Genomic DNA, 13,731 nt, shown 5'->3' on the forward strand with positions numbered 1-13,731 from the left:
AAATGAGTACAGAAGTAGAATTTGAAGAAGAGATTGCGGTAGACTCAAAAACCGCTGGCGGTAAAAATTTGGTGATTTATAATGATGATTTCAATACATTTGATCATGTGATTGATTCTTTAGTAAAGGTTTGTAAACATGAATTGGTTCAGGCTGAACAATGTACTTGGATAATTCATTACAACGGTAAATGCGCAGTAAAAGAGGGAGATATGGATCAATTGTTGCCAATGCGCCGAGCCCTTAGTGAACGTGGAATTGATGCTAAAATTCATTAATCACGATTTCTCCAATTTTTTAACGGAGGAATGAAAAAAAAGTATTACTTTTGCACCGGATTTAATCAAATAAGTGATTTTATCGGCAAAATAAAATACTGGCCTCGTAGTTCAACTGAATAGAATACCTGATTACGGCTCAGGCGGTTGCAGGTTTGAATCCTGCCGAGGTCACTAAGAGTAAAAAGCTCTCTGCATTGCAGAGGGCTTTTTGTGTTTTTAGACTGAATGAAGCTCGCTTCAATGAAGGATATAAATACAAAAAGCCAAACCAATCTCTGATTGGTAGCTTTTTAATCGGAATTCGGAGCTCAAAGGAACGCGCAGCAATCCTTGGGTGAGAAAACCTTGTTCTTTAATATCGACTTTCGAACAATTGGAGTTAAGATCAATTTTGAAAAATTGAGAGAAGATGCGCCCTTACCATGTATTGTGCATTGAATCAATTGTTGATAGACAATATTTTCGTTAAGCCACTCATCAAACTCTTCAAGAAAAGTTCTTCCAAAGTCATTTCAAAAGCTTTAATAATTTTAATCCCGCATGAAAAGCGCAAATCTTCTTCACGCCTTAATCGATTATATTGCGGTAGAGTATTTGGTACAGAAATGGTGTTGCTTACATTTATAACGGATGTAATACAGATTCTAAAATTATTCATGCATTTTGGTGTACTGGCTAATATCAGTTTTTTCTTAATCTGGTTTTCATATTATACTTTACTTCTAGTTCAAGCTAAAAATGAAAGGGAATTAAATGATTGTAAAGTGAATACGGCGGATAAAAACTGTATTTCAGAAATAGGACTAACACCTCGTGAATTGGAAGTAGCAGCATATATTCTTAAAGGTGAAACCTATAACGACCTTGCAGAAAGAATGTATATAAGCCATAAAACAGTATCAAAACACGCCTCTAATATTTTTAAAAAAGCTGAATGTTGTAACCGAGAGGAATTTTTGTTGAAATACTTGAAAGTATGATTTTTAAAGAGACGAAAGCGTAAGTATGTAATTACGTATTTGAAAATACGTATAAAATACGTTCACTTATTGAAGTGTTTTTGTTCAGACACATCATCTTTACCATGTTTGGTATTTGTTGCAACATTTTTTGAATACTGGGGATGCCGAAAACCACTATTTTAGAGTAGGCAATATTAAAATTTATTTAAAAATGAAAAGTTTAAAAAGTGATTTATTCAAAAAATTTGAAGATTCCAATTTAACCAAAGAATCATTACAAATTGTTGAAGGAGGTGGAGGCCCAGGATCAAATAGTACTGGTGACCATGATTGTACGAGCAGTCAAGGCTCAGACTGTGGCGATTTAGAGACAGATGCAATTTTTGATACAGATCAGACTCTAAAAGGTCAAGATGGCTGTGGTGTAGCATCATCATCTGATTATTCTACTGGTTCTGCATCTTACTCATATTTTTCAAAATAGATCTTAAAGTTAAAACGGGAGTAAAAGACAAATTTACTTCCGTTTTTTATAGAGTATTCCCTAATATATATAGAGTATTCCCAAATATATTTTTAGATGTTATTAGCACCTAGCAAATTTTCAATAATTTTTAATACTAAACAGGTTTAAATATGATAAAAGTTTTTCTGAAGATAGTTTTTATCCTATTTTCACTTTATTCTTACACTCAAAACCAAAGTTATAAAATCATTTATGAAGAAATATACCCTAAGCTTAACTCTGACTATCAATCAGCAAAAGAGGAATGGTTAAAGATGGAAGCTCAATACGACAGTATTGATCCAGCGGAGCAAGTATTGATGTCGGGATATGCCTTAATGAATAATGATATAACGTTTTTCAAGAGGAGAATTATTCCATTAATGAAGTATTATGGTTGGAATTACTCGCAGGAGCTAGATACAATGTATTCGGTTGTTGAAAGAAGCATGCTAAAGAGAATGATACAGGAAAAAAATCTGATTACTTGGGTTTCCAAGAAATCAAATAAGCATTATTCAAAATGGAAAACTAATGCCCCTCTATACTCATTATATCGTAACAAAGTAGACCAAATAGTATTTTCTGATCAAGAAGTTATTAGGTTGTTTAATGAGGATACTACTCTGACAGATAACTGCGTATTTTTGGACAGTCTTATTTCAACAGTTCATTTTTATCACATAGAAGAAATTATCAAACTATGTAAGTTGAATAACGGTTTATTATTAAACAATTTTGACAATGGAATAGGAATATATAATAAATTGAGTTTCATTATTTGGCACAATCTTAAAATTGAAGTGAATTTTCAAAAAACTTGGGATGCGTTGTTACCTTTTATCGAAAAAGCTTACTTTCAAAATAAAATAAGTTATACATTATTTATGGCCTATGATAAATGGAGTTTATATCATTATGGTAATCAATATTATGGAACTATAAATGGGAAAGATATAAGGGAAGAAGTAACTTTTCCTGAGCGGAAAAAAAAGTATAGATTATGATTTTAATAATTTCTAGCAAAGATGATAGGACAACCAATGATGTCATTGATTGGCTCAGGTTTTTTTAAGTTATCTTTTTTGAGAGTTTCTTCTGAAGATATAGTCGACATCATAAATGTTTTTATCGGAGAGAAAATCAATGATATAGAATTTGTAGTACGAAAAAAGAAGTATAAATTAAGTGAGTTTACTTCTGTTTGGTATAGAAGAAACTGGTTAAAGATAAATGGATATTTATATCAAAATGAGGATCAAGAATTAACAGGTGAGATCAACAAGCAATTATTAACTGAGAATGGAAAGGAGAGGAAGGATATAAAACTCTAGAAGAATGCGGGGTAATTTCAAATGAAAAGGGGTTTAAAATTGACCATGAAAAAATCTCTCTAATTAATGAGGAACTATGGGGAGAATAAACTTTCCATTCCAAAGCAACCCAACCAAATGAATTGCGGTCCAACTTGCTTACGCATGATTGCGAAGCATTATGGTCGTAGTATATCGTTGGAAAAACTGAGAAAACTTTCTGAAACAACTCGTGAAGGACCTTCCCTTAAAAACATTGCAGATACAGCTGAAAATATCGGTTTTCGTACCTTTTGAGTTAAAATCAATTTTGAAAAATTGAGAGAAGATGCACCCTTACCATGTATTGTGCATTGGAATCAATTGTTGATAGACAAAATTTTCGTTAAGCCACTCATCAAACTCTTCAAGAAAAATTCTTCCAAAGTCATTTCAAATGCATTAATAATTTTAATCACACATGAAAAACGCAAATCTTCTTCACGTCTTAATCGATTATATTGCGCTAGGGTATTTGATGTAGATAGACGGAATATTCATATTTGGTATAACCCTTTCCTATTCGTGTGACTTTAATGTAACTACCCGATACATGCGCTTCATTTGACTTTTGTTTTTCAACCTTGATACTTTCTTAGGTTTTCTTTTTGTATTTAAGTTTTTAAGAGATAAATCCGGTTGTGCGTTAGTTTTTTTCGTTTATTCATTTTTCTTCATCGGGTTAAAAATGAATGTATTCATAACATGTGTTACCGTTTATTAAATCAACTAAAGTAGATGCTATCTTTTTAGTTGTAAAACCTTGTAAACTGACTTTAAAAATAATATAAACGCGTTTTAAGAAATAGCAACTGTGCTTACGGTAAAATATTTTTTTGCCCTCCTATTGAAATGTCTTTGATTTTGTTCTATTTTTACGTGGTTACTTTTTGTAATCAAAACATTAACCCAAACAGCCACTTTCTATCGTAATTAACGAGACTAACGGTTAGATATTGCAAAATACTGAAGGTTCCATGACAGGAGAGTACATTCTTTATAATGCTTGTTGTGCTGGGATTATAATAGGAGCAGAATGGTTTTTATTTCAATTAAAAGAATGGAAAAACACAAAAAAGAAAGAGTAATCAAGATTCTAACAGAATCATTTAAAGACAACAAATCAACAACTCTTGTAGCAAAGCAAGATAAAAAAAAAGATAAAAGGTTAAAAAAACTGATACAATATTCGATTTTTTATGGAGAAAGCTTTGGTGAAGTTTTTTTAACAGAAGATAAGAATGCTTGTTACATTATCATAGATACGGAAAAAAAGAAGACAACTTGGAGAAGTATAATTTGGGACGTGAGACTGATGTTTCAATGCATTGGTATTAAAAACGTTAGAAAAGTAATGAAACGCGAGGCACTAATTAAGTCAAATCATCCTAAAGGGAGTTTTATTCATTTGTGGTATATAGGAGTTATCCCAACAAAGCAAAGTTTAGGGATTGGGACAAGATTGATGAAAAAAATAGTTAAATCTGCTCAAGCTCAAAATAGAAAGATTTACCTCGAGACTTCTACTGAAAGAAATTTCAAATTTTACGAACAACTTGGATTTAAAGAAGAATTAACACTTAACCAATTAGGCTATTCACTAAAAATGTATTCTTTAAAATGAATCAGAGTGTATTTGGTACTGAAATGGTATTGCTTACATTTATAACGGGTGTAATACAGATTCTAGCATTATTCATCCATTTTGGTGTACTGGTTTCTAAACCATATAGTAGAGCCAATTGGAGGTTTTTATTTTTAATATCATTATTTGTATGCTACAATATATTTAGTGGACTGTTTCCAGATCGAAATATTCATTCGATTAACCTTTTCATACAAAATGTTCTTGCATTTGGAAGTGGTATTATTCTAGCTTGCTATTACTTTTATTTTCTTGTAAAGGAACTTGAAATAAACCAAAGAAGTTTTTTTAACATAAAGTTTCTATTCTTATCATTAGTATCATCCTTTTTGTTGCTTTTTGTTTTAACCTATTTTTTATACGGTGATTTTAAAATTGCGAGGAAGGTTTTTATAGTTCCGCCTGTAGTTATTGCCTTATATTTTTGTTTCAATACGATTAGAGAGATTCGTATAAAATCCGCGCAAACTTCGATTCAGGGATTGTATCGGAGCTTAAACATTGCTGGAAAATTTGGGATTATGTTCATGGCAACTATGCCTATAATAGTTTCAATCGGAGATTATCAACTTATTAATAATGGACTGGTTAATATCAGTTTTTTCTTAATCTGGTTTTCATATTATACTTTACTTCTAATTCAAGCTAAAAATGAAAGGGAATTAAATGATTGTAAAGTGAATACGGCGGATAAAAACTGTATTTCAGAAATAGGACTAACACCTCGTGAATTGGAAGTAGCAGCATATATTCTTAAAGGTGAAACCTATAACGATCTTGCAGAAAGAATGTATATAAGTCATAAAACAGTATCAAAACACGCCTCTAATATTTTTAAAAAAGCTGAATGTTGTAACCGAGAGGAATTTTTGTTGAAATACTTGAAAGTATGATTTTTAAAGAGACGAAAGCGTAAGTACGTAATTACGTATTTGAAAATACGTATAAAATACGTTCACTTATTGAAGTGTTTTTGTTCAGGTACATCATCTTTACCATGTTTGGTATTTGTTGCAGCATATTTTAACCAGAGTTTTGCTTGCTCTCTTATTGAAAAAGCAAGCAATGGGGATGCCGAAAACCACTATTTTAGAGTAGGCAATATCAAAATTTATTTAAAATGAAATCAATTAAGAATTTCGAAGGAAAAAAGTTGGTTAACGAAGGTATTAACCAAGTAAAAGGAGGAGAAAGAACTCCAACAGCGAACAATGACCTCGTTATAGTGCGTGGAGATAAAGTTAAGTATAAAACGAATCATGACTTGAATCCATTCAATAATGATGGTTGGTCGAATTAAACCTTAAACTAACAGCTGCGGTATGATAAATACCGCAGCTTTTTAATGCATTCAATACATGAAATATTCATTTTTACTCATATCACTTAATTTCGTATTCTATACATATAGTCAAGATTCACTTCAAATCCGTAAATGCGAGATAGTTGAAATATTTAAACGAATAAACAAAACTGACAAGTCAAACATAAAAGATACAACGATCAGATATCAATCATTTCAAGATAATTTTAATCAGATTGTAAGTTTAATTGAGTCTGGCGGACTTATTGATGCAAGCAGTTTTAGTAAAAAGGAGCGAAAAATAATATCTCAGGGAATAACAAGAACTTTTATTCATATTTTTCAAATTAATGCTGATCTAATTTTGAATGAACACTTTATTCATCTGATAGCAAATGAGTTAAAAGCCGGAAGGTTTAGTAGGGAGTATCTAGTTGTTCCGCTATCAATTTATGTTTATGATAATAACATCAAAAGTCCATTTACAGGAGTTCTAAAAGAAGCTTTGATCAAATGGGAGATAAGCGATAAAGAAATTCTAAGATAAATGGTTATAATAATATCAAGTGATTTTGATGAATCGACAGATAAAGTGATGAAATGGCTTTTACGATTCAAAAAAGACATCATAAGAACTGGAAATTTTAATTATTTATCAGGTATTACAATTTCAAATGAGGAAAGTAAATTTAAGATATTTCTTGAATTAAGTTCGGGTATTAGTTTTGACCTTGATAAAGTTGAATCATTTTGGTATCGCAAAGCTAGACTTAAAATGTTTGAAAATCTTACTTTAACCTTACCGAATGATTTAGCTCAGATTAATGAAGAATACAAGGAGTATATTTTAGGCGAAGAATTACAATCTTTGGAAACATTTCTGTTAAGAACTCTTGAAAAAAAAGCTCACATCGGAAATTATTTCGAAAAAAATGGGAATAAACTTTTTTATTTTCAAGAAGCAATTAGTGCTAAAATGAATGTCCCTCAATTTATCGTCTCGACTGATACCAAAAAACTTTCCAAAAAATTATTGAATGGATCGAAAATGATTAAACCTTTACAAGATTTGTTTTATTCTATTAATGAAAAAGAAACGATTAAAAACTATTATTCAGTTGAATTTAACATGAATGAATTATCTCTTTTTGCTAAGGAAACATTTCCGTCAATGCTTCAGAATTATGTCGATAAGAAGTTCGAGATTAGAACCTTTTTCCTGAAAGGAGAATTATATTCAATGGCTATTTTTTCTCAAAATGATGAAAAAACTAAGATTGACTTTAGAAATTATAACGATAATCATCCCAATCGAATGATTCCCTATCAAATGCCTGATCATATGAAATATAAGATTTGTTCTTTTATGAAATCTATAAACCTTAATACGGGATCATTGGACTTTATCATGACTAAACAAGAAGAATATGTATTCCTTGAGGTTAATCCAGCTGGTCAATATGGGATGGTTGAAGCCAACTGCTTTTATTCTTTAGATGAGAAAATTGCTAATTATTTAAATAAATACAATGACTAAAAAAAAACTTACTTCACCTTTAATCTCTGTAAAAATAAAGAAAATTGATCACTCAAACAATTTGCGTTCTCACAGTAAGTCAGTTAAATGTAGATCTCTTCAAACTAGTTCAATGGTGCCTGATAAATATTATAAACCTATTTCCTCTCTATGTATTACCCATTAAATGAGTATTTCAAATTATTTAGTGACTGCTCAATTGTTACTGGATACAGAAACGCGATACTTTTAGATTTTACCAGACCAAACAAGTCTAATTTTGTTCCTAAAGAACTTCTTTCGTTTCTCAATTCTTGTGCCAATAAAACTGTTGAAGATGTATTAAATCACTATAACAATGAAGATAAGCAAGTTGCAATTGAGTATTTAGATTTTATGGTGGAGAATGAATTTGGTTTTTTCGTTTCTGATAAACTAAAGAATAATTTTCCTACAATAAATACAAACTTAAAAAAGTCTCCAGAAATTATTGATAATGTAGTATTAGAAATTGATGGTAACAATCTTAAGCATTTAAAATCTATTCATTCACTCATAGAAAAGTGCCTTGTTGCAAGTTTAGAGATCAGGTGTTTGAGCTTGACAAATCAAGAACTGGAGCAACTTATCCTCTCATTTTCAGCTTCTATTGTTCAATCGATTAATATATATCTTAAGTATATTCCCAATAGTATGCAATTAGATGATTTAGAAAAAATAGCAACGTTAAACTCTCGAATAAAGAAATTCATTGCATACGGAGGAGATTACAATGCTACTTCAACAATAAATAGGGACATACAAATAACCTCAAAAAAGTTCAATGAAAATAAAATTGTCCGAGCAAATATTATTAACCTTTCTTACCACATTGAATCATTAAATGTATGTACTTATAGATATAAAAAACTTTATATCTCTCTTAATGGAGATTTAAAGAATCATCTATCCTGTGATAAGGTAATAGGCAATATAAGAACTGATAAAACTGAAAAGCTCATAGAATTCTTCATAGAAGAACACAGTAAAAATGAAAATTGGTTTATAAAAAAAAGCAACATTGACGTATGCAGAGATTGTGAATTTAGAACCGTTTGTTTTACGAATAATCTTCCACTGAAAAACAATCAAGGAGGTCTATATTTAGAAACCGAATGTACTTATAATCCTTATATCGGGAAAGCGGTAGGTGAAGAAGGCTATAAAACTCTGGAAGATTGTGGCGTAATTTCAAATGAAAAAGGCTTTAAAATTGATCATGAAAAAATAACTCTAATTAATAAAGAGTTATGGGAAGAGTGAACTTTTCATTCTATAACCAACCCGACCAAATGGATTGCGGACCAACTTGCTTGCGCATGATTGCGAAGCATTATGGTCGTGGTATTTCGTTGGAAAAACTGAGGAAACTTTCTGAAACAACTCGTGAAGGATCTTCCTTAAAGAACATAGCTGATACTGCGGAGAATATTGGTTTTCGAACGATTGGAGTTAAAGTTAGTTTTGAAAAATTAGAAAAAGATGCACCATTACCATGCATTGTTCATTGGAATCAATATCACTTCATTGTTGTATATAAGATTAAGAAAGGCATTGTTTATGTTGCTGACCCTGCTCATGGATTATTAAAGTACTCGAAAGAAGATTTTGTTAAAAACTGGATTGGAAATGGAGCCGACAGTAAAACGGAAGAAGGTATAGCTCTACTCATGGAGCCAACTCCACGATTAAAAGGGATTGAGGCAGACGATAAAGAAGCCCGAAAAGGCTTTTCTTTTTTATATCAATACCTATTTCGGTATAAAAAATTCATGTTTCAGTTGTTTCTGGGACTTTTAGCAGGAAGTCTTTTACAACTGATTTTTCCCTTTTTGACGCAAAGTGTTGTTGATGTTGGTATTCAAAATCAGGACATTAATTTCATTTATCTCATTTTAATTGCTCAACTCTTCTTATTTCTTGGAAGAACGGCAATAGAAATAATTAGAGGTTGGATATTGTTACACCTGAGTACCCGCATCAACATATCCTTGATTTCTGATTTTTTCATTAAGCTTATGAATCTACCAATTGCTTATTTTGATGTGAAAATGACGGGCGATATTATGCAACGGATCAACGATCATAATCGCATTGAAAATTTATTGACCTCGCAATCATTAAACGTGCTTTTTTCATTGTTTAATTTGGTTGTTTTTGGAGGAGTGTTAGCATGGTATGACCTTAAAATTTTTGGAATTTTTCTTGTTGGTAGTTTGCTGTATTTTATATGGGTGATACTGTTCTTAAAGCGAAGAAAAGACCTAGATTATAAACGATTTTCACAGATGAGTGATGAACAAAGTAAAGTCATGGAGCTCATTAATGGAATGCAAGAAATAAAACTCCATAACGCTGAAAAACAAAAGCGTTGGAATTGGGAATTTTTGCAAGCTCGTTTGTTTAAAATTTCCATGAAAAGTTTGGCATTAGAACAAACACAGACGATTGGTTCCAACTTCATTAACGAGATCAAGAATCTTCTCATAAGCATCTTTTCAGCAAAGCTCGTTATAGATGGACAAATTACCCTTGGGATGATGATGTCCATTTCCTACATAATTGGTCAATTGAACAGTCCTATCCAGCAATTAATTGGTTTTGTTTATTCCGTTCAAGATGCCAAGATTGCATTAGAGCGATTATCAGAAATTCATCATAGAGAGGATGAAGAACCATTGGATCAAGAAAAATCTTCTCACATTCCTGAAAGTAGTGATTTGAATATTGACAATATAAGTTTCAGATATATTGGTGCTTCAGAAGAAGTAATTAAAAATCTCAGTTTAACGATACCTGAAAATAAAATTACGGCTATTGTTGGAGCAAGTGGTAGTGGGAAAACGACACTAATGAAAATTTTACTCAAATTCTATGAGCCAAGCGAGGGAGTTATCAATTTTGGAACAGTTAACCTTAACAATATCTCACAAAAGGTTTGGAGGGAGAAGTGTGGTGTTGTTATGCAAGAAGGATATATTTTCAATGACTCAATAGCCAATAATATTGCAATAGGAGAAGATTTTATAGATCAAGAAAAATTAACAGAAGCTGTTGAAGTAGCTAACATTAAGGATTTTGTAGAGTCTTTACCGTTAGGGGTCAACACCAAAATAGGAATGGATGGAGTGGGGATGAGTACAGGACAAAAACAACGGTTACTCATAGCAAGGGCGGTATATAAGAATCCTGATATTATTTGTTTTGATGAAGCTACCAGTGCGCTAGATGCAAAGAATGAGCGCATTATAATGGAAAACCTGAACCGCTTTTTTAAAGATCGAACGGCAATTGTTATTGCTCACAGATTAAGCACGGTAAAAAATGCAGACCAAATAGTCGTATTAGATGAAGGTAAGATTATCGAAAAAGGTACACACGCTGAATTAGTAGCAAAAAAAGGTAGTTATTATACCTTGGTTAAAAATCAATTGGAATTAGAAAAGTTAAACAATGCCAAATAATCAAGGAAACATAAGAAGTGATGAAGTGCAGGAAATCATGTCTCATGTTCCTCACTGGATGATAAGATGGGGAATTACTGTGATCTTTTTATTGATTGCTTTATTAATCTTCATTTCATGGTTTATCAAGTATCCTGATGTAATTCAGGGAGGAGTTACCATTACAACAAAAGTACCACCAGTCAAATTGGTTACAAAATCTTCAGGGGAAATTAAAGAACTTTATTTTGAGGATAATAGTGAAGTTAAAAAAGGTCAAATCATTGCAGTTATTGATGATAATTTCTCAAGATCTTCAAAAAATTATTTATCAGAAGTGATTGTAAATGTTGAATCTAATTTGAATAAGGAAATGTCTGATATTCAATTGAGTGATGATTCTTTGGTTTTTGGTTCAATGCAGGCGAATTATTCAGAATTGAAAAAGGCAGTTCAAGACTATCAATATTTTTTAGCTCATGACCCTACTAATTTTGAGATTGAAAATATTGAAGAGCAAATTCAGAATCATACAATCCTAAGATCTGTGAGCTACCAGCAGTTAAACACTGCGAAGAAAGAATTGGAAAATGCTCAATCTAAATATGAGTCTGACAAAGTATTATTTGATAAACAAGTCATCTCAAAAGTACAGCTCTATGAAGAAGAACAAAAACTGATACAAGCAGAAAATAATGTGGGCAATTATAAAAAGTCAGCCGTCCAAAGTTCCATAACGATTACAGATTTAAAAAAACAGTTAAATGCCTTAAAGAATGAAAAAGCAAAGAAAAGAGAGCAATTTTTGCAAAACATCAATTTTAGTTTATCTAACCTAAAAAATGATCTAACCACATGGGGGCAAAATTACCAATTGATCGCCCCTTTTGATGGTAAAATAAGTTACCTAACAAGGGTTACTAAAAACGAGTATGTTTCTCAGGAGACAAGCCTTTTTGCCGTTATCCCTGAAAACCAAAACTATATTGGATATATTGATGTCTCAAAATCGGGCTACGGTAAAATCAAAAAAGGGCAAAAGGTCAAAGTACAAATTGATAATTATCCTTATCATGAATTTGGGCAGTTAATAGGAGAAGTAAGTAGTATTGCCTTGCTTCCAGATAAGGATAATTATAGAGTTGAATTTCTTCTTGAAAAGGGGATGAAATCCACCTACGGCAAAACGTTCGATTACACGCCTGAAATGTCAGGAACTGCGGATATAATTACAGAAGACATTCGATTGCTAACACGGATATTTAACAAATTCAGAAAAGCATTTGATTAATGAGATTATGTTTTACTATATTATCAATCATTTTTCTCTCAACATCATTTGGACAGGGTGAATGGACGTTAGAACAGTGCATAGATTCAGCTATGGCAAATAACAACGGTATCCGTTTATCAGAACTTGACTTGGGCATATCAGAAGTAAATATGAGAGCTACAAATTTGAACTACATGCCTAGTGTTAATGCAAATGCTACGCACGGATATAATTGGGGACAAACAATTGATCCTTTTACTAACCAGTTTGCAGCTAATCGAGTTCAATACAACAACTTTTATCTGTCTAGCAGTTTAACTTTGTTTTCAGGTCTAACGAATCATTATAGCCGAAAAATAGAAACCATTGATTACAGAATAAGCGGGGAGAACTTAAAGCGAAAAAAAAGGAGTATAACACTTGACATTATTACAGCTTATTTACAAGTTAAACTCAATAGCGAGCTTGTTAAGCTTCGTGAAAAGCATATCTCCTATATCAAGGAAACGATAGAACGAGATATAATTTTAGAAGAGTTGGACTACCAAACCAAGAAAGACAGATTAGAATCTGAAGCTCAAAAATCGAAAGAAGAGTATCAAATGATATTGGCATTAAACGATTTAAGAAAAGCTTCATTTTTACTGCAAACCTTGATTGGGATAACTCCTGATTCAACATTTCAGCTTTCTGATAGCATTTCGCTTGAAATGAGTTTTAACATTGATGAAAATCTTTTGCAAACCCTGAATACGAAAAGAATACTTTATGAAAATAAGCAATTGAAGGGCAGGTTACTTCCAACGATAAGTATTAATGGTTCGCTAGGAAGTGGGTATTCGGAGAATAATAAATTTCTTACACCTAATGGCGAGTTAGCTCCAAAACCTTTCGATGACCAATTAAGTGAAAACTTTTATCAATCACTATCGGCAACAATCAGTATTCCTATTTTTAGCGGTGCAAATTCCTATTCCCAGATCAAAATAAATCAATTAGAATACCAACAGCAACTCATACGTAATGAACAACACTCCATTCGTCGCAAAAATCAATTATTGGAGTATCACCTGGATATAGAAAATCAAAAAGCTGCATTGGAGTCAGCTAGAAAGTCTTTTGATGCATACACAAAACTTTATGAAGATTCAAAAATTCAGTTTGAAAATGGGGTGATTGATTATTACACTTTTATTCAAGTTAAAGATGATTTCTTCAATGCTGAATCTGAGTTAGTACAATCAAAATATAGGCTGTTATTTGCAGAGTTTATTTACATGGTTTACCTCTAAATTTGAGCTTGCTATAACTCTTTCAGCTTCCCACATATCCGTAAGAAAAAACCAAAAAATTCAAGCATTGATTTTGGTTTTTTAAAAAATGTGGCGGTTTATAGTGTAAATCAATGCCTT

At 31.7% G+C, this 13,731-nt stretch carries 15 protein-coding genes and 1 tRNA gene; all 16 read left to right on the forward strand.

Features of this window, described 5'->3' with window-relative positions; all coding sequences use genetic code 11:
* Positions 1 to 2: 2 nt before the first annotated feature.
* The 16 genes from A8143_RS02040 to A8143_RS02115 all read left to right on the forward strand — a co-directional run bounded on the left by A8143_RS02040 (position 3) and on the right by A8143_RS02115 (position 13,611).
* Entirely contained in the window at positions 3 to 278 is a 276-nt protein-coding gene (locus tag A8143_RS02040; protein ID WP_066755529.1) for an ATP-dependent Clp protease adaptor ClpS, read from the forward strand.
* Positions 279 to 378: 100 nt separating this feature from the next.
* Positions 379 to 452, forward strand: a tRNA-Arg gene (locus A8143_RS02045).
* 251 nt (positions 453 to 703) lie between these two features.
* On the forward strand, positions 704 to 1,261 hold the full coding sequence (locus tag A8143_RS02050; protein WP_066755531.1) for a response regulator transcription factor: 558 nt from the start codon (positions 704 to 706) through the stop codon (positions 1,259 to 1,261).
* 193 nt (positions 1,262 to 1,454) lie between these two features.
* Positions 1,455 to 1,727 carry a hypothetical protein gene (locus tag A8143_RS02055; RefSeq protein ID WP_139134241.1) on the forward strand — a complete coding sequence of 91 codons (273 nt, stop codon included), beginning with the start codon at positions 1,455 to 1,457 and terminating at the stop codon, positions 1,725 to 1,727.
* 152 nt (positions 1,728 to 1,879) lie between these two features.
* Positions 1,880 to 2,755: a hypothetical protein gene (locus tag A8143_RS02060; protein WP_066755535.1), complete on the forward strand. Its 876-nt coding sequence runs from the start codon at positions 1,880 to 1,882 to the stop codon at positions 2,753 to 2,755.
* A 21-nt stretch (positions 2,756 to 2,776) separates the two neighbouring features.
* Positions 2,777 to 3,082, forward strand: a complete 306-nt coding sequence (locus A8143_RS02065) for a hypothetical protein (protein ID WP_066755537.1) — start codon at positions 2,777 to 2,779, stop codon at positions 3,080 to 3,082.
* A 66-nt stretch (positions 3,083 to 3,148) separates the two neighbouring features.
* The gene (locus tag A8143_RS17160) at positions 3,149 to 3,358 is read left to right on the forward strand and encodes a cysteine peptidase family C39 domain-containing protein (protein WP_066755541.1); all 210 of its coding nucleotides are present in this window, start codon (positions 3,149 to 3,151) and stop codon (positions 3,356 to 3,358) included.
* Between the two features lie 802 nt (positions 3,359 to 4,160).
* Complete coding sequence (locus A8143_RS02075) at positions 4,161 to 4,724, forward strand: GNAT family N-acetyltransferase (protein WP_066755543.1); 564 nt, start codon at positions 4,161 to 4,163, stop codon at positions 4,722 to 4,724.
* Entirely contained in the window at positions 4,721 to 5,638 is a 918-nt protein-coding gene (locus A8143_RS02080; protein ID WP_066755544.1) for a response regulator transcription factor, read from the forward strand. The genes A8143_RS02075 and A8143_RS02080 overlap by 4 nt, the downstream gene beginning before the upstream one ends.
* Positions 5,639 to 5,865: 227 nt before the next feature.
* A complete protein-coding gene (locus A8143_RS02085) occupies positions 5,866 to 6,045 on the forward strand; it encodes a hypothetical protein (protein WP_066755545.1) in 180 nt (59 codons plus the stop codon).
* 58 nt (positions 6,046 to 6,103) lie between these two features.
* A complete protein-coding gene (locus A8143_RS02090) occupies positions 6,104 to 6,595 on the forward strand; it encodes a hypothetical protein (RefSeq protein ID WP_066755547.1) in 492 nt (163 codons plus the stop codon).
* Entirely contained in the window at positions 6,596 to 7,585 is a 990-nt protein-coding gene (gene gwsG / locus A8143_RS02095; RefSeq protein ID WP_066755549.1) for a grasp-with-spasm system ATP-grasp peptide maturase, read from the forward strand.
* A gap of 150 nt (positions 7,586 to 7,735) precedes the next feature.
* Entirely contained in the window at positions 7,736 to 8,866 is a 1,131-nt protein-coding gene (locus A8143_RS02100) for a hypothetical protein (RefSeq protein ID WP_066755551.1), read from the forward strand.
* Complete coding sequence (locus tag A8143_RS02105; protein WP_066755554.1) at positions 8,854 to 11,067, forward strand: peptidase domain-containing ABC transporter; 2,214 nt, start codon at positions 8,854 to 8,856, stop codon at positions 11,065 to 11,067. Before A8143_RS02100 ends, A8143_RS02105 begins: the two co-directional genes overlap by 13 nt.
* Positions 11,057 to 12,337: an HlyD family secretion protein gene (locus A8143_RS02110; protein WP_066755557.1), complete on the forward strand. Its 1,281-nt coding sequence runs from the start codon at positions 11,057 to 11,059 to the stop codon at positions 12,335 to 12,337. Before A8143_RS02105 ends, A8143_RS02110 begins: the two co-directional genes overlap by 11 nt.
* Positions 12,337 to 13,611: a TolC family protein gene (locus tag A8143_RS02115; protein ID WP_066755561.1), complete on the forward strand. Its 1,275-nt coding sequence runs from the start codon at positions 12,337 to 12,339 to the stop codon at positions 13,609 to 13,611. Before A8143_RS02110 ends, A8143_RS02115 begins: the two co-directional genes overlap by 1 nt.
* The last annotated feature ends 120 nt before the right edge of the window (positions 13,612 to 13,731 follow it).

It is taken from the genome of Crocinitomix algicola, assembly GCF_001661595.2.
In the GTDB taxonomy this organism is placed as follows: Bacteria; Bacteroidota; Bacteroidia; order Flavobacteriales_D; family Crocinitomicaceae; genus Crocinitomix; species Crocinitomix algicola.

Coding starts and splice junctions, on each gene's coding strand:
- A8143_RS02100 (WP_066755551.1), top strand. CDS start 7,736: ATGTATTACCCATTAAATGAGTATTTCAAATTATTTAGTGACTGCTCA.
- gwsG (WP_066755549.1), top strand. CDS start 6,596: ATGGTTATAATAATATCAAGTGATTTTGATGAATCGACAGATAAAGTG.
- A8143_RS17160 (WP_066755541.1), top strand. CDS start 3,149: ATGAGGAACTATGGGGAGAATAAACTTTCCATTCCAAAGCAACCCAAC.
- A8143_RS02050 (WP_066755531.1), top strand. CDS start 704: ATGTATTGTGCATTGAATCAATTGTTGATAGACAATATTTTCGTTAAG.
- A8143_RS02080 (WP_066755544.1), top strand. CDS start 4,721: ATGAATCAGAGTGTATTTGGTACTGAAATGGTATTGCTTACATTTATA.
- A8143_RS02060 (WP_066755535.1), top strand. CDS start 1,880: ATGATAAAAGTTTTTCTGAAGATAGTTTTTATCCTATTTTCACTTTAT.
- A8143_RS02055 (WP_139134241.1), top strand. CDS start 1,455: ATGAAAAGTTTAAAAAGTGATTTATTCAAAAAATTTGAAGATTCCAAT.
- A8143_RS02040 (WP_066755529.1), top strand. CDS start 3: ATGAGTACAGAAGTAGAATTTGAAGAAGAGATTGCGGTAGACTCAAAA.
- A8143_RS02075 (WP_066755543.1), top strand. CDS start 4,161: ATGGAAAAACACAAAAAAGAAAGAGTAATCAAGATTCTAACAGAATCA.
- A8143_RS02105 (WP_066755554.1), top strand. CDS start 8,854: ATGGGAAGAGTGAACTTTTCATTCTATAACCAACCCGACCAAATGGAT.
- A8143_RS02085 (WP_066755545.1), top strand. CDS start 5,866: ATGAAATCAATTAAGAATTTCGAAGGAAAAAAGTTGGTTAACGAAGGT.
- A8143_RS02110 (WP_066755557.1), top strand. CDS start 11,057: ATGCCAAATAATCAAGGAAACATAAGAAGTGATGAAGTGCAGGAAATC.
- A8143_RS02065 (WP_066755537.1), top strand. CDS start 2,777: ATGATAGGACAACCAATGATGTCATTGATTGGCTCAGGTTTTTTTAAG.
- A8143_RS02115 (WP_066755561.1), top strand. CDS start 12,337: ATGAGATTATGTTTTACTATATTATCAATCATTTTTCTCTCAACATCA.
- A8143_RS02090 (WP_066755547.1), top strand. CDS start 6,104: ATGAAATATTCATTTTTACTCATATCACTTAATTTCGTATTCTATACA.